This is a genomic window from Citrobacter sp. wls711 (genome assembly GCF_005281055.1).
In the GTDB taxonomy this organism is placed as follows: Bacteria; Pseudomonadota; Gammaproteobacteria; order Enterobacterales; family Enterobacteriaceae; genus Citrobacter; species Citrobacter gillenii.
Genome location: NZ_SZXC01000073.1, coordinates 26,989 through 51,787, shown reverse-complemented (window position 1 = coordinate 51,787; position 24,799 = coordinate 26,989). Strand labels below are relative to the sequence as shown.

Annotated in this window: 24 protein-coding genes; 8 read left to right on the top strand and 16 right to left on the bottom strand. The window is 52.6% G+C overall.

The genetic code is table 11. The features are described 5' to 3' along the window. Positions 1–18: 18 nt before the first annotated feature. The 4 genes from fpr to FDW98_RS21015 form a co-directional block, all read right to left on the bottom strand. Positions 19–765: a ferredoxin--NADP(+) reductase gene (gene fpr, locus FDW98_RS21030; RefSeq protein WP_096758823.1), complete on the bottom strand. Its 747-nt coding sequence runs from the start codon at positions 763–765 to the stop codon at positions 19–21. Positions 766–860: 95 nt separating this feature from the next. Next, positions 861–1,871 (bottom strand): class II fructose-bisphosphatase, encoded by a 1,011-nt coding sequence (gene glpX / locus FDW98_RS21025; protein ID WP_096758822.1) that lies wholly within the window; start codon positions 1,869–1,871, stop codon positions 861–863. Between the two features lie 177 nt (positions 1,872–2,048). Continuing rightward, positions 2,049–3,557, bottom strand: a complete 1,509-nt coding sequence (gene glpK / locus FDW98_RS21020) for a glycerol kinase GlpK (protein ID WP_096758821.1) — start codon at positions 3,555–3,557, stop codon at positions 2,049–2,051. Positions 3,558–3,578: 21 nt separating this feature from the next. Beyond that, entirely contained in the window at positions 3,579–4,424 is an 846-nt protein-coding gene (locus FDW98_RS21015) for an MIP/aquaporin family protein (RefSeq protein WP_096758820.1), read from the bottom strand. A 427-nt stretch (positions 4,425–4,851) separates the two neighbouring features. Here FDW98_RS21015 and zapB point away from each other — a divergent pair, with 427 nt between their 5' ends. Next, positions 4,852–5,097, top strand: coding sequence for a septal ring assembly protein ZapB (gene zapB, locus FDW98_RS21010; protein WP_005121725.1), 246 nt, complete (start codon positions 4,852–4,854; stop codon positions 5,095–5,097). A 216-nt stretch (positions 5,098–5,313) separates the two neighbouring features. Here the strand turns inward: zapB and rraA are convergent, their stop codons facing one another. Beyond that, positions 5,314–5,799, bottom strand: coding sequence for a ribonuclease E activity regulator RraA (rraA, locus tag FDW98_RS21005; RefSeq protein WP_096758819.1), 486 nt, complete (start codon positions 5,797–5,799; stop codon positions 5,314–5,316). Between the two features lie 289 nt (positions 5,800–6,088). Between rraA and FDW98_RS23725 the strand changes: the two genes are divergently transcribed. After that, positions 6,089–6,256, top strand: a complete 168-nt coding sequence (locus FDW98_RS23725; RefSeq protein WP_226794590.1) for an Arm DNA-binding domain-containing protein — start codon at positions 6,089–6,091, stop codon at positions 6,254–6,256. Positions 6,257–6,434: 178 nt separating this feature from the next. Next, positions 6,435–6,710: a hypothetical protein gene (locus tag FDW98_RS23720; protein ID WP_226794588.1), complete on the top strand. Its 276-nt coding sequence runs from the start codon at positions 6,435–6,437 to the stop codon at positions 6,708–6,710. Between the two features lie 304 nt (positions 6,711–7,014). Here the strand turns inward: FDW98_RS23720 and FDW98_RS20995 are convergent, their stop codons facing one another. The 9 genes from FDW98_RS20995 to priA all read right to left on the bottom strand — a co-directional run bounded on the left by FDW98_RS20995 (position 7,015) and on the right by priA (position 16,187). Then, a complete protein-coding gene (locus FDW98_RS20995; RefSeq protein WP_096758818.1) occupies positions 7,015–7,515 on the bottom strand; it encodes a type VI secretion system tube protein TssD in 501 nt (166 codons plus the stop codon). A gap of 12 nt (positions 7,516–7,527) precedes the next feature. Beyond that, positions 7,528–7,869 carry a putative T6SS immunity periplasmic lipoprotein gene (locus FDW98_RS23860; protein WP_220137863.1) on the bottom strand — a complete coding sequence of 114 codons (342 nt, stop codon included), beginning with the start codon at positions 7,867–7,869 and terminating at the stop codon, positions 7,528–7,530. After that, positions 7,866–8,417 carry a type IV secretion protein Rhs gene (locus FDW98_RS20985; RefSeq protein WP_096758817.1) on the bottom strand — a complete coding sequence of 184 codons (552 nt, stop codon included), beginning with the start codon at positions 8,415–8,417 and terminating at the stop codon, positions 7,866–7,868. The genes FDW98_RS23860 and FDW98_RS20985 overlap by 4 nt, the downstream gene beginning before the upstream one ends. Before the next feature lie 369 nt (positions 8,418–8,786). Beyond that, positions 8,787–9,716 carry a 1,4-dihydroxy-2-naphthoate polyprenyltransferase gene (gene menA, locus FDW98_RS20980; protein ID WP_096758816.1) on the bottom strand — a complete coding sequence of 310 codons (930 nt, stop codon included), beginning with the start codon at positions 9,714–9,716 and terminating at the stop codon, positions 8,787–8,789. Between the two features lie 67 nt (positions 9,717–9,783). Beyond that, a complete protein-coding gene (gene hslU, locus FDW98_RS20975) occupies positions 9,784–11,115 on the bottom strand; it encodes an HslU--HslV peptidase ATPase subunit (protein ID WP_096758815.1) in 1,332 nt (443 codons plus the stop codon). A 9-nt stretch (positions 11,116–11,124) separates the two neighbouring features. After that, complete coding sequence (gene hslV, locus FDW98_RS20970) at positions 11,125–11,655, bottom strand: ATP-dependent protease subunit HslV (protein ID WP_003028805.1); 531 nt, start codon at positions 11,653–11,655, stop codon at positions 11,125–11,127. A 92-nt stretch (positions 11,656–11,747) separates the two neighbouring features. Beyond that, entirely contained in the window at positions 11,748–12,713 is a 966-nt protein-coding gene (gene ftsN, locus FDW98_RS20965; RefSeq protein WP_137398951.1) for a cell division protein FtsN, read from the bottom strand. A gap of 93 nt (positions 12,714–12,806) precedes the next feature. Continuing rightward, the gene (gene cytR / locus FDW98_RS20960) at positions 12,807–13,832 is read right to left on the bottom strand and encodes a DNA-binding transcriptional regulator CytR (protein WP_096758813.1); all 1,026 of its coding nucleotides are present in this window, start codon (positions 13,830–13,832) and stop codon (positions 12,807–12,809) included. Between the two features lie 156 nt (positions 13,833–13,988). Next, positions 13,989–16,187 carry a primosomal protein N' gene (gene priA / locus FDW98_RS20955; protein ID WP_096758812.1) on the bottom strand — a complete coding sequence of 733 codons (2,199 nt, stop codon included), beginning with the start codon at positions 16,185–16,187 and terminating at the stop codon, positions 13,989–13,991. Between the two features lie 332 nt (positions 16,188–16,519). Here priA and rpmE point away from each other — a divergent pair, with 332 nt between their 5' ends. The 3 genes from rpmE to FDW98_RS20940 all read left to right on the top strand — a co-directional run bounded on the left by rpmE (position 16,520) and on the right by FDW98_RS20940 (position 19,266). After that, positions 16,520–16,735, top strand: a complete 216-nt coding sequence (rpmE, locus tag FDW98_RS20950) for a 50S ribosomal protein L31 (RefSeq protein WP_096758811.1) — start codon at positions 16,520–16,522, stop codon at positions 16,733–16,735. 336 nt (positions 16,736–17,071) lie between these two features. Further along, positions 17,072–17,752 carry an oligogalacturonate-specific porin KdgM family protein gene (locus tag FDW98_RS20945; RefSeq protein WP_096758810.1) on the top strand — a complete coding sequence of 227 codons (681 nt, stop codon included), beginning with the start codon at positions 17,072–17,074 and terminating at the stop codon, positions 17,750–17,752. A gap of 89 nt (positions 17,753–17,841) precedes the next feature. Beyond that, the gene (locus FDW98_RS20940) at positions 17,842–19,266 is read left to right on the top strand and encodes an MFS transporter (RefSeq protein WP_096758809.1); all 1,425 of its coding nucleotides are present in this window, start codon (positions 17,842–17,844) and stop codon (positions 19,264–19,266) included. A gap of 90 nt (positions 19,267–19,356) precedes the next feature. Here the strand turns inward: FDW98_RS20940 and metJ are convergent, their stop codons facing one another. Continuing rightward, positions 19,357–19,674 carry a met regulon transcriptional regulator MetJ gene (metJ, locus tag FDW98_RS20935; protein ID WP_003825168.1) on the bottom strand — a complete coding sequence of 106 codons (318 nt, stop codon included), beginning with the start codon at positions 19,672–19,674 and terminating at the stop codon, positions 19,357–19,359. Between the two features lie 265 nt (positions 19,675–19,939). Between metJ and metB the strand changes: the two genes are divergently transcribed. Next, positions 19,940–21,100, top strand: a complete 1,161-nt coding sequence (gene metB, locus FDW98_RS20930; RefSeq protein WP_096758808.1) for a cystathionine gamma-synthase — start codon at positions 19,940–19,942, stop codon at positions 21,098–21,100. Between the two features lie 2 nt (positions 21,101–21,102). Then, a complete protein-coding gene (gene metL, locus FDW98_RS20925; protein ID WP_096758807.1) occupies positions 21,103–23,535 on the top strand; it encodes a bifunctional aspartate kinase/homoserine dehydrogenase II in 2,433 nt (810 codons plus the stop codon). A gap of 35 nt (positions 23,536–23,570) precedes the next feature. On the opposite strand, the gene FDW98_RS20920 is transcribed toward metL, so the two are convergent. After that, positions 23,571–24,746: a cytoplasmic protein gene (locus FDW98_RS20920; protein WP_096758806.1), complete on the bottom strand. Its 1,176-nt coding sequence runs from the start codon at positions 24,744–24,746 to the stop codon at positions 23,571–23,573. Positions 24,747–24,799 lie beyond the last annotated feature (53 nt).

The window sequence follows — 24,799 nt, the reverse complement described above, 5'->3', positions numbered from 1 at the left end:
GACTTCAGGCAAACACCCTTACCAGTAATGCTCAGCGGTCATATGGCCCGGTCGGCGACGCAGGTGTTTGGTCATCTGCCGGGTATCTTTCAGCAACTGCTGGGTATCGCGTACCATCTGTGGGTTCCCACAGAGCATCACATGGCTGGTGGCGGTATCCATCGGCAGACCGACTGCTTTTTCCAGCTCACCGCTTTCAATCAGTGCGGGAACGCGGCCAGTAAGCGAACCTGCAGCTGTTTCACGGCTGACGACGGTCTGAATACGTAATTTCCCTTCGTAACGCTTTTCCAGCGCCTGCATCAGCGGCAGGTAGCTTAAATCGGCGGCATAACGGGCAGCATGGACCAGCACCAGATTTTTAAAGCGATCGACATCTTTGCCCAGTTGCAGAATGGATAAGTACGGGCCGATCGCCGTGCCGGTTGCCAGCATCCACAGCGTATCGCAATCGGGGACTTCATCCAGCACAAAGAAACCCGCGGCTTCACTGACCACCTGTACGTCATCGCCAGGTTTTAGCGCGGCCAGACGTGGACTCAGCTTCCCGTCAGGCACTGTCACCAGATAAAACTCTAAATCGGGGTTGTCTGGTGCATTCACGTAGGAATAGGCGCGCTGGACGCGTTCGCCGTCGATCTCCAGACCAAGCTTGGTGAACTGACCCGCAGTGAAGGGGAGAACCGGCGCGCGCACGGTCAAACTAAACAGGGCGTCGGTCCAGTTCTGTACCTTAGTGACTTTGCCTGTTACCCAATCTGCCATGGTGTCCTCCTGTCTGCTTTGATTGCCTTATCTTCGTTCGTTGCACGAAAGATTTCCAGCCCCGAAGGACTGGAAGGCTCAATCAAACAAATTTGTTACAGGATATGCGCCTGCACATCAGGATCTTTGCGATCAAGGTAGTGGATGGATTGAATACGACGGATCGTGCGCGACTTGCCGCGGATCAGCAGCGTTTCGGTGGTGGCGATATTTCCCTTACGGCTGATTCCATCCAACAGATCACCTTTGGTGATCCCGGTGGCGGAGAAGATAACGTTATCGCTACGTGCCATTTCGTCCAGACGCAGCGCTTTACCGGCTTCAATGCCCATCGCCTGGCAGCGGGCCAGTTCCTGTTCGCCGATACGGCGGTTTTCTTCGCTGTCGCCTTTGACGTCATGACGTGCCAGCAAACGACCCTGCATGTCGCCGTCCAGCGCGCGGATGACGGCGGCAGAAACGACACCTTCCGGTGCGCCGCCAATGCCGTACAGCACGTCAACTTCGCTGTCTGGCATACAGGTCAGAATGGAGGCTGCGACGTCACCATCGGGAATGGCGAACACGCGAACGCCAAGCTTCGCCATCTCTGCGATCACCTCATCGTGGCGAGGTTTGGCCAGAATCGTCACGGTCAGATCGCCGAGCGGCTTGTTGAGTGCGGCGGCGACATTACGTAGGTTTGTTTCCAGCGGCAGGTTCAGGTCGATAGCCCCTTTGGCTCCAGGGCCGACAATCAACTTCTCCATGTACATATCTGGCGCGTTGAGGAAACAGCCTTTGTCACCAACTGCGAGGACCGCCAGCGCATTCGCCTGGCCCATTGCCGTCATGCGCGTACCTTCGATAGGGTCGACCGCAATGTCTACGGCATCGCCGTGACCGGTACCGACTTTCTCACCGATAAACAGCATCGGCGCTTCATCAATTTCACCTTCGCCAATCACGATGGTGCCGTCAATATTGACCTGGTTGAGCATAATACGCATGGCGTGCACCGCTGCGCCGTCGGCGGTATTTTTATCGCCGCGTCCCAGCCATTTATAGCCAGCCAGCGCTGCCGCTTCGGTTACGCGTGAAAATTCAATGGCAAGTTCTCGTCTCATTGCAAACTCGTAGCAGAAAGGAATGGCGCGAAGTGTAGCACAGGGGAGAGGGCGGGATTATTGATGTGTGTGCGGGATTGCCCCGCACGAAGATATTGCCGGATGGCGACGCTAACGCGTCTTATCCGGCCTACGTCAGATTCGTATCAGTAGGCCGTGCCATCCGGCAATGACGGGTTACTCTTCGTGGTCTTCCCACGCCAGGGCGCGTTTAACCGCTTTTTTCCAGCCGCTGTAACGGAAGTTACGTTCGGTGGTTTCGATGCCTGGGCGGAATTCACGCTCGATGACCGCTTTTTCCTGCAGTTCATCCAGGTTTTGCCAGAAGCCAACGGCCAGACCTGCCAGGTATGCGGCACCCAGTGCAGTCACTTCACGGACTTCCGGGCGCTCAACGCGGGTGCCAAGAATGTCGGACTGGAACTGCATCAGGAAGTTGTTGGCGACCGCGCCACCGTCGACACGCAGCGCGTGCAGACGAATACCGGAGTCGGCCTGCATTGCTTCCAGCACGTCACGGGTCTGATAAGCGATAGACTCAAGCGTTGCACGGATGATGTGGTTGGAGTTAACGCCACGGGTCAGGCCGAAGATGGCACCACGCGCATACGGGTCCCAGTACGGCGCACCCAGACCGGTGAATGCCGGAACGACGTACACACCGTTGGTGTCCTTCACTTTGGTGGCGAAGTATTCGGAGTCGAATGCATCGCTGATGAGTTTCATTTCATCACGCAGCCACTGAATGGATGCGCCGGCCATAAACACCGCGCCTTCCAGCGCATAGTTTACTTCCCCGGTCGGACCGCAGGCGATGGTGGTCAGCAGCCCGTTTTCAGACTTCACGGCTTTCTCGCCGGTATTCATCAGCATGAAGCAGCCGGTGCCGTAGGTGTTTTTCGCCATCCCTTCTTTCACGCACAGCTGACCGAACAGTGCGGCCTGCTGGTCACCCGCGATACCCGAGATAGGAATACGCGTGCCGCCTTTACCGCCAATGTTGGTCTGACCGTAGACTTCAGAAGAACGACGCACTTCCGGCAGCATGGCACGCGGGACGTCCAGCGCGTCCAGCATTTTGTCGTCCCAGTCGAGGGTATGGATGTTGAACAGCATGGTACGTGAGGCGTTGGTGTAATCCGTTACATGTACGCGCCCCTGAGTCATTTTCCAGATAAGCCAGGTGTCCACGGTACCAAACAGCAGTTCGCCGCGACGAGCGCGCTCACGCGAGCCCTCTACGTGGTCGAGGATCCACTTCACTTTGGTGCCAGAGAAGTACGGGTCAATGACCAGCCCGGTGTTGTTACGGACGTAGTCTTCCATACCGTCGCGCTTAAGTTTCTCGCAAATATCCGCGGTACGACGACACTGCCAGACAATGGCGTTATAGATAGGTTTACCGGTTTCACGCTCCCAGACGATGGTGGTTTCGCGCTGGTTGGTAATGCCGATCGCGGCAATTTCGTCGGAACTGATATCGGCTTTCGCCAGCACTTCTACCAGCGTAGAGCTTTGAGTCGCCCAAATTTCCATCGGGTCGTGTTCTACCCAACCGGCTTTCGGGTAGATTTGCTCGAATTCGCGTTGTGAAACGCTAACAATATTTGCATCGTGGTCCATTACGACCGCGCGGGAGCTGGTAGTGCCCTGGTCGAGCGCAACGATATATTTTTTTTCAGTCATGATTTTTGTCCCGTAGTCACATTACTGCGAAGCTTTTTGTTGAGTGTTGGCCGCGACGTCTTTCTCTTCAATCGCGCAGACATCGCACGGCAAATGGCGACCAATCAGTTTGCGATATGCCCATGCGCCCAAAATCGCGCCGGTAATCGGGCCAAACACCGGTACCAGGAAGTAAGGAATATCGCGACCGCCCGTGAAGGCAATCTCACCCCATCCAGCCATCCAGGCGAAGAGTTTCGGTCCGAAGTCACGTGCCGGGTTCATTGCAAAACCGGTCAGTGGTCCCATGGAGGCACCAATAACCGCAATCAATAAACCGATCAGCAGCGGTGCCAGTGGACCACGCGGCACACCGTTACCATCGTCGGTCAGTGCCAAAATCAGCCCCATCAGAATAGCGGTAATGACCATTTCAACTGCGAAGGCCTGCACAAAATTGATATGCGGGTTTGGATACGTTGAGAATGTCCCTGCCAGATTGAGGCTTTCAGCGCTGCCGCGCACGATATGGTTGGTTTGTTCGAAATCGATGAAAAGATTGTAATAAAGCCCGTAAACCAAAGCCGCTGCGCAAAAGGCGCCGGCAATTTGTGAAATGATAAAAGGTACGACTTTACGCTTATCAAAGCAGGCAAACAGCCAAAGTGCGATTGTCACCGCCGGATTCAGGTGTGCACCAGAAACGCCTGCCGTCAGATAGATAGCCATCGCTACCCCCAGACCCCAGATGATACTGATTTCCCACTGCCCAAAAGTCGCCCCAGCGACTTTGAGTGCAGCGACACAGCCCACACCGAAGAAAATCAACAACCCGGTACCGAGGAATTCAGCAATGCACTGGCCTTTCAAGGTTGATGTTTGACTCATAATCGGATCCTGAAGAGAGATTAATGTTTATTGTGTGCGAGAAGGTCACTGACATCCCCGGAGCCGGTAGGCACACTGTTAATTTATCGTTAACGAGCAAAAACGAGAAATATCGAAATTGAAATGTGTGTACTGCATCAACAAAATGAGCGTTTTCGCGCCATAACGAGGCATTTGTAATACATAATAAGTGTGAGCTGAATCATTTCATTAACCAATATGTTAACACTTTTGAGCTATAGGGTGTTTGTCGCCAGGACAAGGATTAAAAGTGTTGCAAACCGCAATCTACGCGGGATGCTGCTGGACAGGGATGGCGCGGCTTCATACAATCGGTGCTAAGTAGAGAACGCGCGTTTTTATTAAGGCGTCACCGTTATCGGGACGAGGATTTTTATCCATCAACGCCTTGCAATTCAGGAGAGGTATGACGATGTCATTAGAAGTGTTTGAGAAACTGGAAGCAAAAGTACAGCAGGCGATTGATACCATCACGCTGTTGCAGATGGAAATCGAAGAGCTGAAAGAAAAAAACAACTCACTGTCGCAGGAAGTTCAGTCTGCACAGCAGCAGCGTGAAGAGCTGGAGCGTGAGAACAACAGCCTGAAAGAACAGCAGAACGGCTGGCAGGATCGTCTGCATGCTCTCCTGGGCCGTATGGAAGAAGTCTAATTACGCTTTATCTTTCGCGCCGTAGCAGCGTTGGCTGTGCTCAGCTACCCCAGTCACGTAGTTTACTACGCTCCTGGGGATATCTTCGTTTGCCGCCTTGCTACAACACGAAATCTCTCGCGTAATCGGCTCTGCGTGTAGGCCGGATAAGGCGCAGGCCGCTATCCGGCGATTGGCGAGAACGCATAAAAAAGGCACCTTACGGTGCCTTTTCGATTACTCGATATCGAGCGGGTCTTCGGAGAGGATCATCCCGGTATTGTCGGCGTACAGGTGGTCGCCGGAGAAGAACGTCACGCCACCGAAGTTGACGCGTACATCGCTTTCCCCAATGCCTTCACCTGCGGCGCCTACCGGAATAGCGGCAATCGCCTGAATGCCGATATCCAGTTCTTCCAGATCGTCTACCTGGCGTACTGAACCGTAGATGACCAGACCTTCCCATTCGTTCTGTACCGCCAGTCGTGCCAGTTCGGCATCAACCAGTGCACGACGGACAGAACCGCCGCCATCGACCAGCAGAATGCGACCACGGCCATTTTGTTCGAGCAGATCGTACAGCAACCCGTTGTCCTCGAAACATTTTACCGTAATGATTTGTCCGCCAAACGACGACCGCCCCCCAAAGTTAGAGAACAGTGGTTCCACGACGTTGACATCTTCCTGGTAGATGTCACAAAGCTCGGATGTATCGTATTTCATAGGCTCAACGTTCAGTTGCTGCGAGAATTTTTAGTATATCGCGCTATGTGTACTGTTGGCAAAATCATCAATTGTTAATTAGTGTCCAGATCAATAACTATTCGTATTTTTCATTTAAAAACAGGCAATTACTGATTTTTAAAACAGCCGATAATGACCTGCAATTACCCGTATTTCCCTCTGTAAAGTATCCCCGAGCTATCTCCGGAAGATTGCTGGAGCATAAAAGAAAGCCCTATGAGAACAATCAGATTCACCAAAGCCGTGCTGATGGAACTCCCCGTTCCTGATGCCTGCTGATAGCGTCGTTAATGGGTTGCGGCTGCGCGTTACGTCCAGTGGCAGCAAAAGTTTTTGTATGTCCCGAAAGCGCGACGGAAAATTTTACCGTGTGACGTTGGGCAAGTTCCCGGATATGACTATTGAGCAGGCCAGAGAGCGGGCATATACGCCTTAAGTGAAGTAGCTACCACACGGCGTAAACCGAACGAACGGCGGCGTGAAGAGAAAAAACGGGCGGTAACGCTGTCTGATGCTTTGGATGAGTACATCAAATCCCGGTTGGCTGCTGGGCGTATAAAAAAACGACCAGCGAAAAATATGAAGACACCATCAATAATTATTCTGGTGACTGAGTGGCTCTTCAACTTTCATCTATCACGCGTGAAATGGTGGAAACGAGACACCAGATCATTACCGGGCATGGCATATGGTTAGGTGGCCTGTTCAGGCGTGAAGAAAAAGGCAGTAAAGTCCAGGCTGATTTATGGGCAAGTGTTCTGCGTGCTGTCTATCGCTATGCATATGATAGCTACCGTGATAAAGATGGCGGGAGATTGTTACCGGATCCGCCCACAACCATTTTAAGTACAAAAAATGCTTTGGAATGGAAATACACGGAGAACAACTAAAATCAGAAATAATGATTTAGGCCGCTGGCTCAAGGCCCTTGATACCGTAAGACAATGGGCTATAGCAGGCTATAAAACTGATGTGTTGATGGGGGTTGAAGCCCAACCGTACGGAAATGTACGCTAAGAACGTAACCTTATGCTTTTAAGTCTATAAAATTGTTGCATTATTGGTTTGATTTACGTTGATTTGATGACCAAGTACGCTCGTATTGCAAGTAAGCGTGTTCGGGAATAGCGACGAGTATTGCAGGCAGTCTGCTAAGTGGTCTTTATTTTCAGCACATCTGCCTGCCAATTCGATTTACCTCTGCTGCTGGTTGTAACCAACCGGGTGGCTCCAGTCATCGTCGTATTTGATATTCCCTTCGATATAAAACCACTCAATGCCTGAGTAGGTGATGGCGATATTTTCCATCATGCCCGGAATGTGGGAACCCGGCATATAAGCATGAGCAGCATTGACGGACATGATTACGATGTTGTTAAGCGTAATTCGGTAAATCTCGTATTCGACACCCGCCTCGTTGATGTCGTAATAGTGGATTACTGCCTTTTGCAGCCGCTTACTTTGGCAGACTGCAACTGCAAAATATGGCGAGGTCTTATCAATCTCTTTGTGCAGGGTAAAAGCGTTGTGTTCGCGCGAACCCATCAGCTTACCAGTGTTGCGGCATGTGTTTTGGTACACACCGTAACTGCTGTTCATGATTTCAATTGCACCCTCACGGCCCAGCGCCATGCAACTGCCTTTGATCAGCTGTCCATTTTCATCATAAATATACATATAAGCTGGTAATGACATTTATAGATCTCCTTATTTTGTGCTTAATATTTGCCCGTTTCTGTCGATGAAAAAGTTGTAACGGTAATTCTTTCCGTTCAACGTGTATGAAGCCGCATAGATATAGCCCGGCGTTATCGGTATTTTTAAGCACGTTTCAGGATAGGAGAGAGCTACATGCGAATTTTCCGCCAATGTCTTGTATTCATTCCCCTGCTCAGAATAAACGCCGTATCGGCTCAGAACGTCCGATTTATTAACAGAGAAGCAAAGTGAATTATTTATAATGGGGAAACTACGCCATGGGGGAACGCTATCGCCAGCGCCACACCCAGCCAGCGCAAAAAAGGCAGGAATGAGAAAGTAGTGTTTCAATGCGGGAACCTCCCTAACACTTTCTCATAGCGGGATATGAGGCTAAGGACAGGCTCAGATGGATCGTAATCCTTGAGGCGATACAAATCAGAGCGGTTGCCGAATCCATACGTTTTAAGCAGCCAATAATCAACCACCATTGCAGCCTGCTGCTCTAAGCCGTAATCCAAGAGTATGGCCTTATCCAACGTGTAATAGTAATCAACTGCCCAAGAGAACAGGCCCCGCATCCTTACCATCATCCCGCGCTGATGCTGCCAGACGTGCATCATTTCATGTAAAAAAAGATGCTGTCCACCAACGCGATCGTTATTAACATGCGGCTGTGAAAAGTCAGGCTCATAAGTACCTTCCTGAAAGTACAATTCGCCGTTGGGCGTCATGGCGTAGTTGTTCTTTTGGAGGTTGAAAGGTAGATAGCTGCTGCGGTGGATCCAGACTTCGTTATAGCGGATGGTGAAAGCGTAGAGGGTACGGGCCAAGTTAATCTCACCAAGCGTTAACAGCCGTAACCCGCCCCGGTCTATATCGTTCATTTCCCTTATCATTGGAGGCATCATCCATTGGTAAAAACACCTTAATACGCCTTAAAGTAAATTTTTTCCTGTTAAAAAATGCGGGAAATATCCGAAATTGTCACAAACTGCGGCTACGCCGCTTCTAGCGTTAAGCCCCCTGGTTTGGGGAGCAACCGTACGAGATCGTACAGTTGGGCTTCAGACCCTGTGATCGGTTAAGTAAGCTGGGAAACGCAGATTTTAGTACTTATAGGTCACGGTGTTTACCGTTCGTTGGTATCCCCTAGGTATCCCCGGAAAATATAAAAAACATGGAAAAACCTCGCGACCCTCTATTTGTAAGGGTTGCGAGGCGTTATGCGATTCTAAAAATTGAAACTGTTAATTGATATTTGTCAGTTAAACAGACCATTGGCTTAGGAAAATCCCAACCACAAACAGCAGGTTAGTTAACAGTGCCGCTTTTACGGTGCGTTCCAGCATCGGACGCATTGCTGCCGGATCCCTTTCACGCATTACGTAGCGCGCCTGCTTAATCAGCAGCGGAGCGGCTAGGATGAACAGCCATCCCCACAGACTTTGCAGCGAAAACAGATTAAACAGCGCCAGGCAAACCAGCGTCCCCATCAGCAGGCAGGCATGGTAACGACGTGCATTCACGGCGCCCAGACGCACCACCAGGGTGTTTTTACCGTTCTCCCTGTCGCTGTTGATATCGCGCAGGTTATTGACGTTGAGCACGGCGGTAGCCAGCAGACCGCAGGCGGTGGCGGGCAGGATCAGCGCGGGGATCAGCGTATGGGCCTGCAGATACCAACTGCCCATCACGCTCAGCCAGCCGAAGAAAACCAGCACGGAAATATCACCGAGGCCGATGTAGCCATAGGGGCGATTACCGACGGTATAGGTGATAGCCGCGATAATCGACAGGCCACCGAGCACCAGGAAGCCGACAAAATCAGCCATCGTGTGACAGGCCACCGCCACCAGTGCCAGGCCGGACAGGCAAATTAAGGCCACGGTGACCATTAATGCGCGCTTCATCTGCTGTTGGGTGATCACCCCTTTTTGCATGCCACGCAGCGGTCCAATGCGGTCAGGTTTGTCGCTGCCTTTGACAGCATCGCCATAGTCGTTTGCGAGATTGGACAGGATTTGCAGCAGCCCCGCCGTTATCAATGCCAGCAAAGCCACCAGCGGATCGAAATACCCTTGCCACCATGCTAATGCCGTACCGACGATGATCGCCGCGAAGGCGAGCGGTAAGGTCTTAGGTCGTAAACTTTCCAGCCAGGCTTGTGAGCGGCTAATTTGTTGTTGTTCAGTCATATTTAGCGCCAATAAAAATGGGGCTTTATCAGCCCCATCAACAGTGATGAAAATGCATTGAACGCGATTATAGGATAAAACGGCTCAGATCTTCATCTGCGACCAGCGCATCCAGATGTTTGCTCACATATTCGGCATCAATTGTGATGCTTTGGCCGTTTAAATCGCTCGCATCATAGGAAATATCTTCCATCAGACGCTCAAGCACGGTGTGCAGACGACGGGCACCGATGTTCTCGGTGGTTTCGTTGACCTGCCAGGCGGCCTGAGCGATGCGCTTAATGCCATCTTCCGTGAACTCAATATTAACGCCTTCAGTTGCCATCAGCGCTTTGTACTGGACGGTGATGGAGGCGTTAGGCTCAGTCAGGATACGCTCGAAATCGCTGGTGGTCAGTGCCTGCAATTCTACACGAATCGGCAGACGACCCTGCAGTTCCGGGATCAGGTCGGACGGTTTCGCCACCTGGAACGCGCCGGAAGCGATAAACAGAATGTGATCTGTTTTCACCATGCCGTGCTTGGTCGAGACGGTGCAGCCTTCGACCAGTGGCAGCAGGTCGCGCTGCACGCCTTCACGGGACACGTCCGGACCGGAGGATTCACCGCGCTTACAGATTTTGTCGATTTCGTCGATAAACACGATACCGTGCTGCTCAACGGCGTCGATAGCGTCTTGCTTCAGTTCTTCCGGGTTTACCAGCTTCGCCGCTTCTTCTTCAATCAACAGCTTCATGGCTTCTTTGATTTTCAGCTTACGCGGTTTTTGTTTCTGGCCGCCCAGGTTCTGGAACATGGACTGCAGCTGGCTGGTCATCTCTTCCATGCCAGGAGGTGCCATAATTTCTACGCCCATCGGCGCAGCGGCGAGATCAATTTCAATCTCTTTGTCGTCCAGTTGGCCTTCACGCAGTTTTTTACGGAATGCCTGACGTGCAGCGGAAGGTTCCTGAGGCTGTTCAGACTGTCCCCAGTTATTTTTAGCTGGTGGGATCAGTACGTCGAGAATACGTTCTTCCGCCATTTCTTCGGCGCGGAAGCGGTTTTTCTCGATCGCCTGGACGCGGACCATTTTAATGGCAGCATCGGTCAGATCGCGGATGATGGAGTCAACTTCCTTACCCACATAGCCGACTTCGGTGAATTTCGTGGCTTCAACTTTGATGAACGGTGCGTTGGCTAGTTTTGCCAGACGACGGGCGATTTCGGTTTTACCGACGCCGGTTGGGCCAATCATCAGAATGTTTTTTGGCGTAACTTCATGGCGCAGCTCTTCGTCGAGCTGCATGCGGCGCCAGCGGTTACGCAGAGCAATCGCCACGGAACGCTTGGCGTTATCCTGGCCGATGATGTGTTTGTTCAGTTCGCTGACAATTTCGCGTGGGGTCATTTCAGACATGGGGGATCCTTACGCTTTGGAGTTCAATTCTTCGATGGTATGGAAGTGGTTGGTATAAATGCAGATATCCCCTGCAATATCCAACGCTTTCTCAGCAATCTCGCGGGCGCCAAGCTCGGTGTTTTCAAGCAGAGCACGTGCCGCAGCCTGGGCGTAGGGACCGCCGGAGCCGATGGCAATCAGATCGTTTTCTGGCTGAATGACATCGCCATTACCGGTAATGATGAGTGATGCAGTCTCATCGGCAACAGCCAGCAGCGCTTCGAGTTTGCGCAGCATACGGTCGGTACGCCAGTCCTTCGCCAGCTCAACGGCAGCTTTCACCAGGTGACCCTGATGCATTTCAAGTTTGCGTTCAAACAGTTCAAACAGCGTGAATGCATCCGCAGTGCCGCCCGCAAAGCCCGCGATGACTTTGTCGTTGTACAGACGGCGGACTTTTTTCACGTTGCCTTTCATTACGGTGTTACCCAGTGTGGCCTGACCATCACCGGCGATTACCACATGGCCGTTACGGCGTACGCTTACTATTGTTGTCACGAGCAGACCCCTTGGTTACAAATACGGAATTCAGGCCCCGCGCAGATGTACGGGGCGTAATGCAAGTATAGATGGGGGGGATTTTGGGGGTTTCAACCCCCGGCAGACAGTCGAATGCAGTTTGAGTGACCCGCTACTTTCAAACGGCTGATGGTGTTGTCAGCGTTTTCTTTGCCTTTGAGTGGGCCAATAACGACGCGATTCCAGCCGTTGTTGGTGGTAATACGGGAGTTAAAGCCCTCAAAAGCCAGCTGTGCACGCACGGTTTCTGCCTGTTCAGCCCCTTTAAACGACCCACACTGCACCATCCAGCGGCGCTCATCTTTTTTCTCAGCAGTCTGCTTCGGCACTTCGGTAATCGGTGCTGCTGGCTGCGTCTTCGGCTGAGCGGCGGGGGTATGTGCAGGCGTCTGCAGCAGATCCTGGTATGGCTGTTGGGCCGCCGGTTTGGGCTGCGTTTGACGAGGCTGCTGCACCGGCGCGGCTTGTGCGGTACGCGTTTGCTGCTGCTGAGGCTGCTCCGTTGCCCGAGGGCGTGGCTGCTGAGCCTGCTGCTGCGCGTTGCTCCATTGCTGTTGCTGCACCTGACGCTGACGCTGCAGCGTTTGCTGGCGCTGCGCAGGCGTTTGCTCATTCCACGGAACTTCGTTGAGCTGAGTAGGCTGCTGACGCATATCAGCCTGCATTTGCGCCAGCAACTGGCGCTGCTCATTGGTCAGCTGATCGGCATTCAGCACTTCACCGCCCGCAGAGGGTTCGGTTGGTGCACGCACGCCTGGTTGACGGCTTTCAAGTTCTTTGATGTATCGCCAGCGTTCCTCCGGCTTCGGCGGAATGCCATTGCCGGTAACTTTCTGGTTTTGCAGCGTCTCGGACTCTTCTTTCTTGTGATGCGTAATGAAGTACAGACCACCGATAAAGGTCACGAGTACGGCTGCTGCAATAGCGACCATCGCGGGTGAAACCGCAGGCGTATTGCGTTGCTTATTCCGTGAGGTGCTCTTTTTGCGCCGCGAAGGTGCCGGTTGGCCGCGACGTACATAATCTCGTTGTGCCACTATCGTTTCGCTGTATTTATTCGTTCGTCAGCCCGCCATGTTACTTAAGCGGCGGGCCTTTGACCAGACAGGGGAGTCCGAAAGCACTTTACTTTACGTCAGTGCCCGGGTGGTGCCCCGAATAATGAGTTCACAGTCCAGTAAACGTGACCCGCTGCTGACATTTTGCCCCTGGAGTTGATCGAGCAGTAACAGCATAGCCTCACGTCCGATATCGAAACGCGGCTGTGCGACGGTTGTCAGCGGTGGATCACAATATTCCGTCAGTGAAATGTTATCAAAGCCAATAATCGACAGGTCGTCAGGCACTTTCAGTCCCTGGCGTTTGGCGTAGGAAAGTGCGCCCAGCGCCATGACGTCGCTGTGGCAAAAGACGGCTGTCGGTGGTTGAGGCTGTTCAAGCAGTTGTTTTAGCGCGTTAGCCCCCGCTTCGTAGGTAAAATCGCCGCGCGCAATAAAATGCGGATCGACGGTAATCCCACTGCGACGTAACGCCTGAACGTAACCTTGCAGGCGATAGTGGCACAGTGGCATATCTTCTGGTCCGGCGATACAGCCGATGCGTTTGTGCCCCAACTCCAGCAGATAGTTCATCGCGTTAAAGGCGGCGGTGAGGTTATCAATGTGAACGGTGGGCAGTTCCAGCTCAGGCGCGAACTCATTGGACATCACCATCGGCGGTAAATTGCGCTGTTCTTCTACGCTGGCATCAAATGGCAGGCGTGAGCTGAGCAGCACCATGCCGTCAATTTGCTTGGTAATAATGAGGTTAAGAAAGGTCTTTTCCTGCTGGTTCTGATGCGCGCAATCGCCGATCAGCACCAGATAACCCTGCTCGGCGGCGGTGACTTCAATGCCGCGAATGACTTCGCTGAAAAAGGGATCGCATATATCCGGGACGATGACCAGGATGGTACGTGATTCATTACGCTTAACGTTGCGGCCCATTGACTGCGGTAAATATCCTACTTCCAGAGCGGCCTGCTCAACCTTGTTACGGGTTGACTGAGAGACTTTGTCTGGATTCATCAATGCACGGGAAACGGTTGCCGTGGAGACCTTCGCCTTCAGGGCAACATCTTTCATCGTTGCGGCAGTGACCTGCTTGTTCGGTTTCACTCTTTCTCCTCGCCAGGGCGCTGCTGGAGCAGCTCTGTCCCTGGGTAACCTTCATCTGAAACATTTTTATCAGATAGTGAATCGAAGCAGTTACAGAATTTTCATAAAAAGTGTGATGGATATTTAATTTTACGATCCGCCTCGCATCATGAGGGCTTATCCCTCAATGGGATCGACATCCAGCACCCATTTGACCTTGCGTGCTTCGGGCAGGGTATTGATCAACGCCAGCGTGCCGCTGACGATATGCTGCAGTCGAATTCGTGACGGATGTTGCAACAAAATTTGCCAGCGATAGCGACCGCCACGTTTGGGCGCCAGCGCGGGAACCGGGCCCAATACCCACAGCTTATCGTCGGCCAGCGGGCTGGCCTGAATCAGATTACGTAACTGTTGTAAAAACAGCGGTGCCTGCTGGTTGTTGTGATCTTCTGCCCGCACGATGACGTGGCTGGTCCACGGCGGAAGCTGCAACGTTTGTCGCTCGGCCAGTGCCTGCTCGGCAAAGGCGTCATAGCCTTTATGCAATAAGGTTTGCAGCAACGGATGTTCAGGGTGATGCGTCTGCAATACCACTTCGCCCTGTTTCCCGGCACGTCCTGCGCGCCCGGATACCTGGGTATAGAGCTGGGCAAAGCGCTCTGCAGAGCGAAAGTCAGCAGAGAATAATGCCCCATCCACATCCAGCAGCGCCACCAGCGTGACGTCCGGGAAGTGGTGGCCTTTCGCCAGCATTTGCGTCCCGATAAGAATGCGTGCTCCGCCGCGATGGACCTCCGCCAGATGCTGCTCAAGCGCCCCTTTACGGCTGGTGGTATCGCGATCGATACGTGAAATCGGCACGCCGGGAAAGAACGGCGCTAAGGCCTGTTCGAGCTGCTCGGTGCCGAGTCCAACCGGTACCATATGCGTAGAGCCGCAGGAGGGGCACTGACGCGGTATCGGGCGCTGGCTGTCGCAGTGGTGGCAGCGCAGATGATGCTGCGCCTGATGCAGCGTGTAGTAGTGATCGCAGCGTGGACATTCAGCAATCCAGCCGCAGTCGTGGCACAACAACGCAGGGGCAAAACCCCGGCGATTAAGAAACAAGATAACCTGGTTATCAGCCTGCAGATGCTGACGCATGCGGGCGATCAGCGCCGGGGCCAGTCCGGCCTGTACCTGCTGACCTTTCAGATCCAGCACGTGCTGCGTCGCGGGACGGGCATTTCCGGCGCGACGCGTCAGGCGCAACATGCGATATTTTTTTTGTCGTACGTTGCACAGCGTTTCCAGCGCCGGTGTGGCTGAGCCGAGGATAATCGGGATCTGCTCGCTGTGCGCACGGTAAACCGCCAGGTCGCGGGCGTGATAGCGCCAGCCTTCCTGCTGTTTATAGGAGCTGTCATGTTCTTCGTCGATGACAATTACGCCGAGGTTTTTAAACGGGGTGAACAGCGATGAGCGGGTACCGATGACAATTGCTGCTTCACCGTTTTTTGCTTTCAGCCATGCAGAAAGACGTTCGCTGTCATTTAAACCAGAGTGCAGGACTTCGACCGGAGCATTGAAGCGTTCACGAAAGCGGGCGATGGTTTGCGGCGTCAGGCCTATTTCCGGCACCATTACCAGCGCCTGCTTGCCCTGAGCGAGGACATTTTCCAGTACGCTTAAATAGACTTCCGTTTTGCCAGAACCTGTGACGCCGGCGAGTAGCCAGGCGCTAAAGCTGTCCGATGCGCTGTGAATAGCTCCAACGGCGGTGGCTTGTTCGGTATTTAGTCTTAAACGCTCGCCAGAGACGGCGTAGTGCGTGCGCCAGTCACTGAATCCAGGCGTTTCGCTCGCCAGGTCGCACAGGCCTTTTTTACGTAGCGCCTGTAATGCGGCGTCGTTAAATTCGAGGTCAGTCACCTGGTCACGCCAGATTTTTCCCTGTCGCAGTGCTGCCAGCGCCTGCTGCTGCTTCGGTGAGCGTTTCAGGTTGTTCAGGTCAGTGGCATGGCCTTCTTCGGTGGCAAACCAGTACCACATTGGCGTGTTGGTGGCGGGACGCCCCTGGCGCAGTAGCATCGGCAGGGCGTGAAACAGCACGTCACCAATGGGATGATGGTAATAATCTGCGGCCCACAGCAGCAAGCGCCAGACGGAGGTCGAATAGACCGGTTCGCTGTCCAGCACCTCAATGACCGCTTTTAATTCGCTCCGCGGCAGTTCGCTGTTCTCGCTAACTGACAGGACAATACCAATGCGTTCTTGCTGTTTGCCAAAGGGTACACGCACGCGACACCCGGCTTTGGCGCTCATACCTTCCGGTAAGAGGTAGTCAAAGGTGCGGGGTAGCGGGACGGGTAAGGCAACGTGAGCAACGGGCATTGAATCATCCTGACTTGAATTCTGGCGGGTTAGTATACACATTAGTGAGGAGCGGAATGCGGATCAGTTTGCATGAGCAGGCTAATTTCTGTATGATTCGCCGCCTTTGATGCAAATTGATTGCGTCAAATACTGACCATTACCCGAGAGTTTCGCGCAGCTGGAAGGCGGCAAGCGAGCGAATCTCTGGGAGCATAGTGAACTATGTGACCAGAGTGAGTGAACGCAGGCAACGCATCAGCAGTGTGAAAGGTGACGGGGAATAATTAACATCGCGTGGTGTCTGGCGTTAGGGCTGGAAGAGCGACGCGGCCTTAACTGAGGTTCTCCCCATGAAAAAAGATATTCATCCGAAATACGAAGAAATTACTGCAAACTGCTCTTGCGGTAACGTCATGAAAATCCGCTCTACCGTTGGTCACGATCTGAACCTCGACGTGTGCGGTAAATGCCACCCGTTCTATACTGGCAAACAGCGTGATGTTGCAACCGGTGGCCGTGTTGACCGCTTCAACAAGCGTTTCAGCGTACCGGGTACCAGCAAATAAGTTTTTTGCTGTCGGAAAAAAGCGCCGTAAGGCGCTTTTTTTGTACCTGTGAATCAGTGCTGAAATATGTATGCTTGCGGTGAATGTAAAACCAACGCATAAATAAAACGGTGTTTTTATTTTATCGGTAAAATGTTTCTATTGGTGATCTTTATCGTTTTTATCTTTACGTCTTTGCCACTGATTTGAGTTTTTGGCAAAATTTAAAAGGTTTTGTCCCTCCAGCTTAAATACAATTTTTGGGAAATCTAAAATTATTCATAGATCCAATTTGATTATCCTTTTTAGGGAGGTCATATGGATTCATTCCTTAATTGTTTATGGGAAGGGACGTTTATGAAATTAAACTCCGCATTATTACTTATTCCATTATTCTCTGCAGCTGCACACGCAGGTTATGTTGATTACCGCCATGAATATTATGACGATGGCCGTAACTATGACCGTGTTTATATGTCTCACCGTTTTGCTACCGGTTTTGGTGTGGCAGTCGAAGCTATCTCACGTTCCGATGACTCGCAATCGAATGATGCGTGGAACAATATGGAAAGTAACGGCAACGAGTATACAGCAAGCTATCAATTTACTTCGCAGGGGCTTACCTGGCAGCCGGGTATTGCAATCGAGACCGGCGATAACATCACGATTTATAAGCCTTATATTCGCGTGCAGTATAACATCAATGACAACTGGTGGACCGCGTTCCGCTATCGTCAAGAGTACATGCGTAGAAACACGGAGGGTAAAGATGACCGTATGGTTTATCGCCCTGAAGCCTGGGTTGGTTATAACATCAATAACTGGATGTTTGAACTGAACGGCATTTATAAAATTGCCGATAGTGAAGATTTATATAACAACAAAAGCGAAGATTATGAGTATAACTTCCGGGTTGCTTATAACATAGGTTCCTGGGTTCCTTTTGTTGAAATCGGTAATGTTTCATCAGGTTATAACACAACAACGACAGACGATCGTCAGACCCGTTATCGTGTTGGTCTCGGTTATAACTTCTGATCGCTAATACTCTTCTCATCGGTTTATTACGCTGAGTATCGGGATATAAGCATAATTTGCGTGAATAGTGTATCTAAGGAGTTGACATCATGTCCAATGATGGAACTATGATTAGAAGCAATAGCAGTATTGCCGTCAGACCTTTCGGATTCAGAGATAAAATTGGTTATTTATGTGGTGACCTGGGAACCTGTTTTATTCTTGGGTTAGTGAATAGCTTTTTAATGATTTATTACACCAACGTACTCGGTGTTTCTGGTGTTATTGTTGGCTCACTTTATTTTGTGACCAAACTCTTTGATGCGTTTGTCGATGTTGGCGTAGGGCGCTTATGTGATACGTCTAAACTGACGGCGTACGGGCGTTTTAACCCTTGGGTACGCCGCATGAAGTATCCATTCTGTATCATTGCGGTCGTCCTGTTTCTGCCGTTTGTACAAGACTTTTCTTATACGGCGAAAATTATCTACATCTGCGTCTCCTATTTCCTTTACGGCTCACTGCTATCGACTGTGAGTATTCCTTATGGTGCCATGTCTGCGGCGATTAGCTCTAACCCGGAAGATCGCGTATCGCTTTCAACCTGGCGCAGCGTTGGGTCCGCAATCGGCGGCGGGGCAACCGGCTTTTTTATTCCTATCCTGATGTACACCACTCTGGTGGACGGAAGCCAGGTGATTTCCGGGCAGCACTTCTTCTGGATCGCCATTGGTTGCGCAATACTGGGCTTTATCTTTTTAACGCTGACCTGCCATTTAACGACGGAACGCGTGCGGGTGGAAAGAAAAGATAGCATGCCCGTGTCGGTGCTTCTGAAGGGGTTGATACGCAATAAAGCATTGATTGTTTTAGTTTTTGTGGATCTGCTGATCGTGATTAATCAGGGGCTTTCCGGTACCAATATGACCTACCTGTTTAATGACTATTTCCACAATAAAGAGGCGATGTCTGTCGCGTTACTGTTTACCTTTGGTTCCTTGATTTTGCTGGCACCCTCGGCATCCTGGCTCACGAAGCGATTTGGTAAGAAAGAAGCCAGCGTAGGCGCGCTGCTCTTTTCGGTGGTCATGTATGTGATCATGTACTTCACCCATATCACCGACGCGAAAGTCTATTTGGTTTTTCTGTTCCTGGCGACGCTGGGGGCGGGGTTATTCAACCTGATGATTTGGGCATTCATGACCGATGTTTGCGACTACCACCAGTATGTCACCGGCGATCGTGAAGATGGTACCGTTTATGGCGTGAACTTCTTTGCCCGCAAGGTGGGTCAGGCGTGCGCAGGGGCCATTGGCGGCTTTATGCTGGCGATCATTGGTTATCAATCGTCATCAACCGGCGGTGCGGTGCAAACCAGCATTGTGCAGGAAAATATTTATACGATGGCGAATCTCTTGCCGGCTTTATGCCTGTTTTTGGCGGCGGTCGTGCTGATTTATTTCTATCCGTTGAACCGTAAAGAAACGCTCAAAATGGAAGAAACATTGAATAAACTCAATGGTATTAGTAAGTAACGTTATTCGCTAGGTTGAACAGGACGAGAAGAGGCGGGAGCAGTCCCGCGTCTTCTCATCTTTTGCAACGTCAGCCGCCGTTTTAACTAGTTAGTACTCCCACGTCTCCGGGTTGATCCCCAGTTCACGCATGATTACCTTGGCTTCTTCCGGGATTTCATCACTGCGCTCTTTGCGCAGATCGTCATCGTTGGGTAACGGTTGTCCGGTAAAGGCATGCAGAAACGCTTCACACAGCAGCTCGCTGTTGGTGGCGTGGCGCAGGTTGTTCACCTGACGACGCGTGCGTTCATCGGTAAGGATCTTTAACACCTTCAGAGGAATGGAAACCGTAATCTTTTTGACTTGCTCACTCTTCTTACCGTGCTCAGCGTATGGGCTGATATATTCGCCGCTCCATTCAGCCATGAGATACTTAATCCTCTTTGTCATTAAATTTGAGGCCAGAACCTGAGCCCGGACCATAACTGTGCGTAGTTTATCGTAGTGGCGCGGCCCTGACACGAAGTTAGCCGACGCAGATGTACGCTAATGCATATAATTTTAACGGCTATTTCGAATTTGCTCAATCTATACGCAAAGAAGTTTAGATGTCCAGATGTATTGACGGCTATTGTAACAATGATTACTCTGGGGTCTGACTATTCACCGGCTCAGCCAGGAACTCCTCAATATGACGCGTAAACAGGCCACCATCGCAGTGCGTAGCGGATTAAATGACGACGAGCAGTACGGTTGCGTTGTCCCGCCGATTCACCTTTCAAGCACCTATAATTTTACCGGATTCAACGAGCCTCGGGCCCATGACTATTCACGTCGCGGTAACCCGACGCGTGATGTTGTCCAGCGTGCGCTGGCGGAGCTGGAAGGCGGTGCGGGCGCGGTGCTGACCAGTACCGGCATGTCGGCAATTCATCTGGTGACTACGGTGTTCCTGAAGCCGGGCGACCTGCTGGTGGCGCCGCACGACTGTTACGGCGGCAGCTATCGCCTGTTTGACAGTCTGGCGAAGCGTGGGTGTTATCGCGTGCTGTTTGTCGATCAAGGCAATGAAGCCGCGCTGAAGGCCGCGTTGGCGGAGAAACCGACGTTGGTGCTGGTAGAAAGCCCAAGTAATCCGCTGTTACGCGTGGTCGATATTGCGAAAATCTGCCAGTTGGCGCGTGAGGCTGGCGCGGTAAGCGTCGTTGATAACACGTTTTTAAGCCCGGCACTGCAAAATCCACTGGCATTGGGCGCCGATCTGGTGTTGCATTCATGCACGAAATATTTAAATGGTCACTCAGATGTCGTGGCTGGCGTGGTGATTGCAAAAGATCCAGAACTGGTCACTGAGCTGGCATGGTGGGCGAATAATATTGGCGTCACCGGCGGCGCATTTGATAGTTATCTGCTGTTGCGTGGCCTGCGTACGCTGTCACCTCGTATGGAGGTGGCACAACGCAACGCCCAGGCGATTGTCGACTATTTGCAAACCCAGCCGCTGGTGAAAAAACTGTATCACCCGTCACTGCCGGATAATCAGGGGCATGAAATTGCCGCGCGTCAGCAAAAAGGCTTTGGCGCGATGTTGAGTTTTGAACTGGATGGTGATGAGCAAACGCTGCGCGACTTCCTTGGCGGGTTATCATTGTTTACGCTGGCAGAATCACTGGGGGGCGTCGAAAGCCTGATCTCCCATGCCGCGACCATGACCCACGCGGGGATGGCACCAGAAGCACGTGCTGCTGCCGGCATTTCTGAGACGCTGCTGCGTATCTCCACCGGTATTGAAGATGGCGAAGATTTAATTGCCGACCTGGAAAATGGCTTCCGGGCTGCAAACAAGGGGTAAACATGAGTGTGATTGCGCAGGCAGGGGCGAAGGGTCGTCAACTGCACAAATTTGGTGGTAGTAGTCTGGCTGACGTGAAATGTTATTTACGTGTCGCAGGCATTATGGCTGAGTACTCGCAGCCTGACGACATGATGGTTGTTTCCGCGGCGGGCAGTACCACTAACCAGTTGATTAGCTGGCTGAAGTTAAGCCAGACCGATCGCCTTTCTGCGCATCAGGTTCAGCAGGCGTTACGCCGCTATCAGAGCGAGCTTATTAGCGGTCTGTTACCACCAGACGTGGCCGATGGGCTGATTGGCGAGTTTATTCACGATCTGGAGCGACTGGCCGGTTTACTCGACGGCGGCGTCAACGATACGGTTTACGCTGAAGTAGTCGGGCATGGTGAAGTGTGGTCAGCGCGTCTGATGTCTGCCGTACTGAACCAGCAGGGTCTGGAATCTGCCTGGCTGGATGCGCGCGAGTTTTTGCGCGCGGAACGCGGCGCTCAACCGCAGGTGGATGAAGGCCTTTCGTATCCCTTACTGCAACAGCTGTTGGCGCAGCATCCGGGGAAACGCCTGGTGGTGACCGGATTTATCAGCCGCAGCAATGCGGGCGAAACGGTGCTGTTGGGGCGTAACGGTTCTGACTACTCCGCGACCCAGGTTGGCGCACTGGCGGGTGTTTCCCGCGTGACTATCTGGAGCGATGTCGCCGGGGTGTACAGCGCGGATCCGCGCAAAGTAAAAGATGCGTGTCTGCTGCCGTTGCTGCGCCTTGATGAAGCCAGCGAACTGGCGCGTCTGGCGGCACCGGTTCTCCATGCCCGTACCTTACAGCCGGTTTCCGGCAGCGATATTGATCTCCAGTTGCGCTGTAGCTATACGCCGGAGCAAGGATCGACGCGCATTGAACGCGTGCTGGCTTCCGGTACCGGGGCGCGTATTGTCACCAGCCATGACGACGTTTGCCTGATTGAGTTCCAGGTGCCCACAGGTCAGGACTTTAAGCTGGCTTACAAATATATCGACCAGATTTTAAAACGTGCACAGGTGCGTCCGCTGGCGGTGGGTGTGCATCCTGATCGCCAACTGCTGCAATTTTGCTACACCTCTGAAGTCGCTGACGGCGCGCTGAAAATTCTTGATGAAGCAGGCCTGCCGGGCGAGCTGCGTTTGCGTCAAGGCCTGGCGTTGGTGGCAATGGTGGGTGCTGGGGTGACGCGTAACCCGCTGCACTGCCACCGTTTCTGGCAACAACTGAAGGGCCAGCCGGTTGAGTTTACCTGGCAGTCAGAAGAGGGTATCAGCCTGGTTGCCGTGCTGCGTACTGGCCCGACCGAAAGCCTGATCCAGGGTCTGCACCAGTCAATTTTCCGCGCTGAAAAACGCATCGGCCTGGTGCTGTTTGGCAAGGGGAATATCGGTTCTCGTTGGCTGGAGCTGTTTGCCCGTGAGCAGAGCACGCTGTCTGCGCGTACCGGTTTTGAGTTCGTGCTGGCAGGTGTGGTGGATAGCCGCCGTAGCCTGCTGAATTACGAAGGACTGGACGCCAGCCGCGCGTTAGCCTTCTTTGATGATGAAGCGGTAGAGCAGGATGAAGAATCCTTGTTCCTGTGGATGCGCGCGCACCCGTATGACGATTTAGTCGTGCTGGACGTCACCGCCAGTGAACAACTGGCGGATCAGTATCTGGATTTCGCCAGCCACGGTTTTCACGTGATTAGCGCCAATAAACTGGCTGGCGCAAGCACGAGTAATAAGTATCGCCAAATCCACGACGCCTTTGAGAAAACCGGTCGTCACTGGCTGTATAACGCCACTGTCGGTGCCGGATTGCCGATCAATCATACCGTACGGGATCTGATTGACAGCGGAGACACCATTTTGTCGATCAGCGGGATCTTCTCCGGCACGCTGTCGTGGCTGTTCCTGCAATTTGACGGTTCTGTTCCGTTTACCGATCTGGTGGATCAAGCGTGGCAGCAGGGGCTGACTGAGCCGGACCCGCGCGTTGACCTTTCAGGTAAAGATGTGATGCGCAAGCTGGTGATCCTGGCGCGTGAGGCGGGTTACGACATCGAGCCGGACCAGGTTCGCGTGGAGTCACTGGTACCTGCGCACTGTGAAGAAGGCTCTATTGACCATTTCTTTGAAAATGGCGATGAGCTGAATGAGCAGATGGTTCAGCGGCTGGAGGCCGCCCGTGAAATGGGGCTGGTACTGCGCTATGTGGCACGTTTCGATGCCAACGGCAAAGCGCGTGTGGGGGTGGAAGCGGTCCGTCCTGAACACCCGCTGGCGGCGCTGCTGCCGTGCGATAACGTGTTCGCCATCGAAAGCCGCTGGTACCGCGATAACCCGCTGGTGATCCGTGGGCCGGGGGCGGGTCGCGATGTGACCGCCGGGGCGATTCAGTCTGATATCAACCGCCTGGCGCAGTTGCTGTAGTTTGCGTTGCCGGATGGCGCTTACGCTTATCCGGCCTACCTATGACACGAACCGTAGGCCCGGTAAGCGGCTGCGCTACCGGGCAAATCGCGCTGGGTGATCAGGATGTTATATTTCTCCGTCAGCGCCCTTATCGCCTGAAAAACAGAATGGGCAGAGTAACACGCGCTTTGCTGAAGCGCCGTTTGCTGCCGCAACCAGGCGATGAAATGATGGCTCGCGGCCAGAGTTATTGACGCCCCTTTTCCGATCTGACTCTCTGTTAACAGACACGCCATTTTTCGATTGTTGCCTTGTTGACAAATCTGCCACTGATTTCGCCACCATCCCTGATACGTTTTACCCCGCAGCCGCCAGGGTAATGGACACGTATTGTCATTGATTTCTTCATCAATAAACCACAGCGAGGCGTGGTGCTCGCGAAACTGTTCCGCCCATGCGGTAATCGCCGCGCCGCGCAGGAAGCATTCGTGGGCGATAATGTGCGTTTTTACCTCCGGCCAGAGATGGCTCAGTACCCGAAAATGGCCGTGCGCGGTAATGACAGGGCGGAGAATCGCGCCGCTGGCGTTCCGTTTGAGCTCGGCGCTGCCGTACTGGATTTCATCAAATTGGCTGCGGCGTAAAAACTGACTTTCTCGTTGGCTTACTCTCTCAACAATATCGTCATGCGTTGCAGTTGCCTCACCGATGCCGCGCCAGCGGTAACGTAATGTGTCACCAATGGGATAGGGGGTAAAATTGCTGGAAACATGCAGGATATTGCCACGAATAGCATCAAAGCTGAGCAATATATAAAGTTTCTGGTCGGCGCTGGCGCCTTGAAAAGGCACGATCAAGGGAACCGTGGCGATTTGTTCTGGCGGCTCAAAAAGTGTGAGCGGCTGTCGTTTGGGCGTCCAGACCTTTTTACATGCCCGACACTGAACGCGCTGACTGCCCTGAGGATTTCGGCCATAGCGGATTGGGTCCCGTTGGTAACAACTTGGGCAAAAATGACCGCTCTTGGTTGCAGAATCCGCTAAATAGGCCGACAGCCAGAGTCGGAACTGTTCCTCGTTAAACAGCGGCGGATAACTCCCGCATGCCCGGCAGTGCAGCGCGGCATACCCCAGCCGATAATCTGGCCGATCGTAATCTGCTGAGCTTGCCAGCCCCAGATTGCGGCAGCCAAATGACTTGCAGCAATTGATGGTGAACAAAGAAGACATCTTATTACCAACGATTTTTAATGGTCGTTGATTTTGACCTGCAACTATCACCA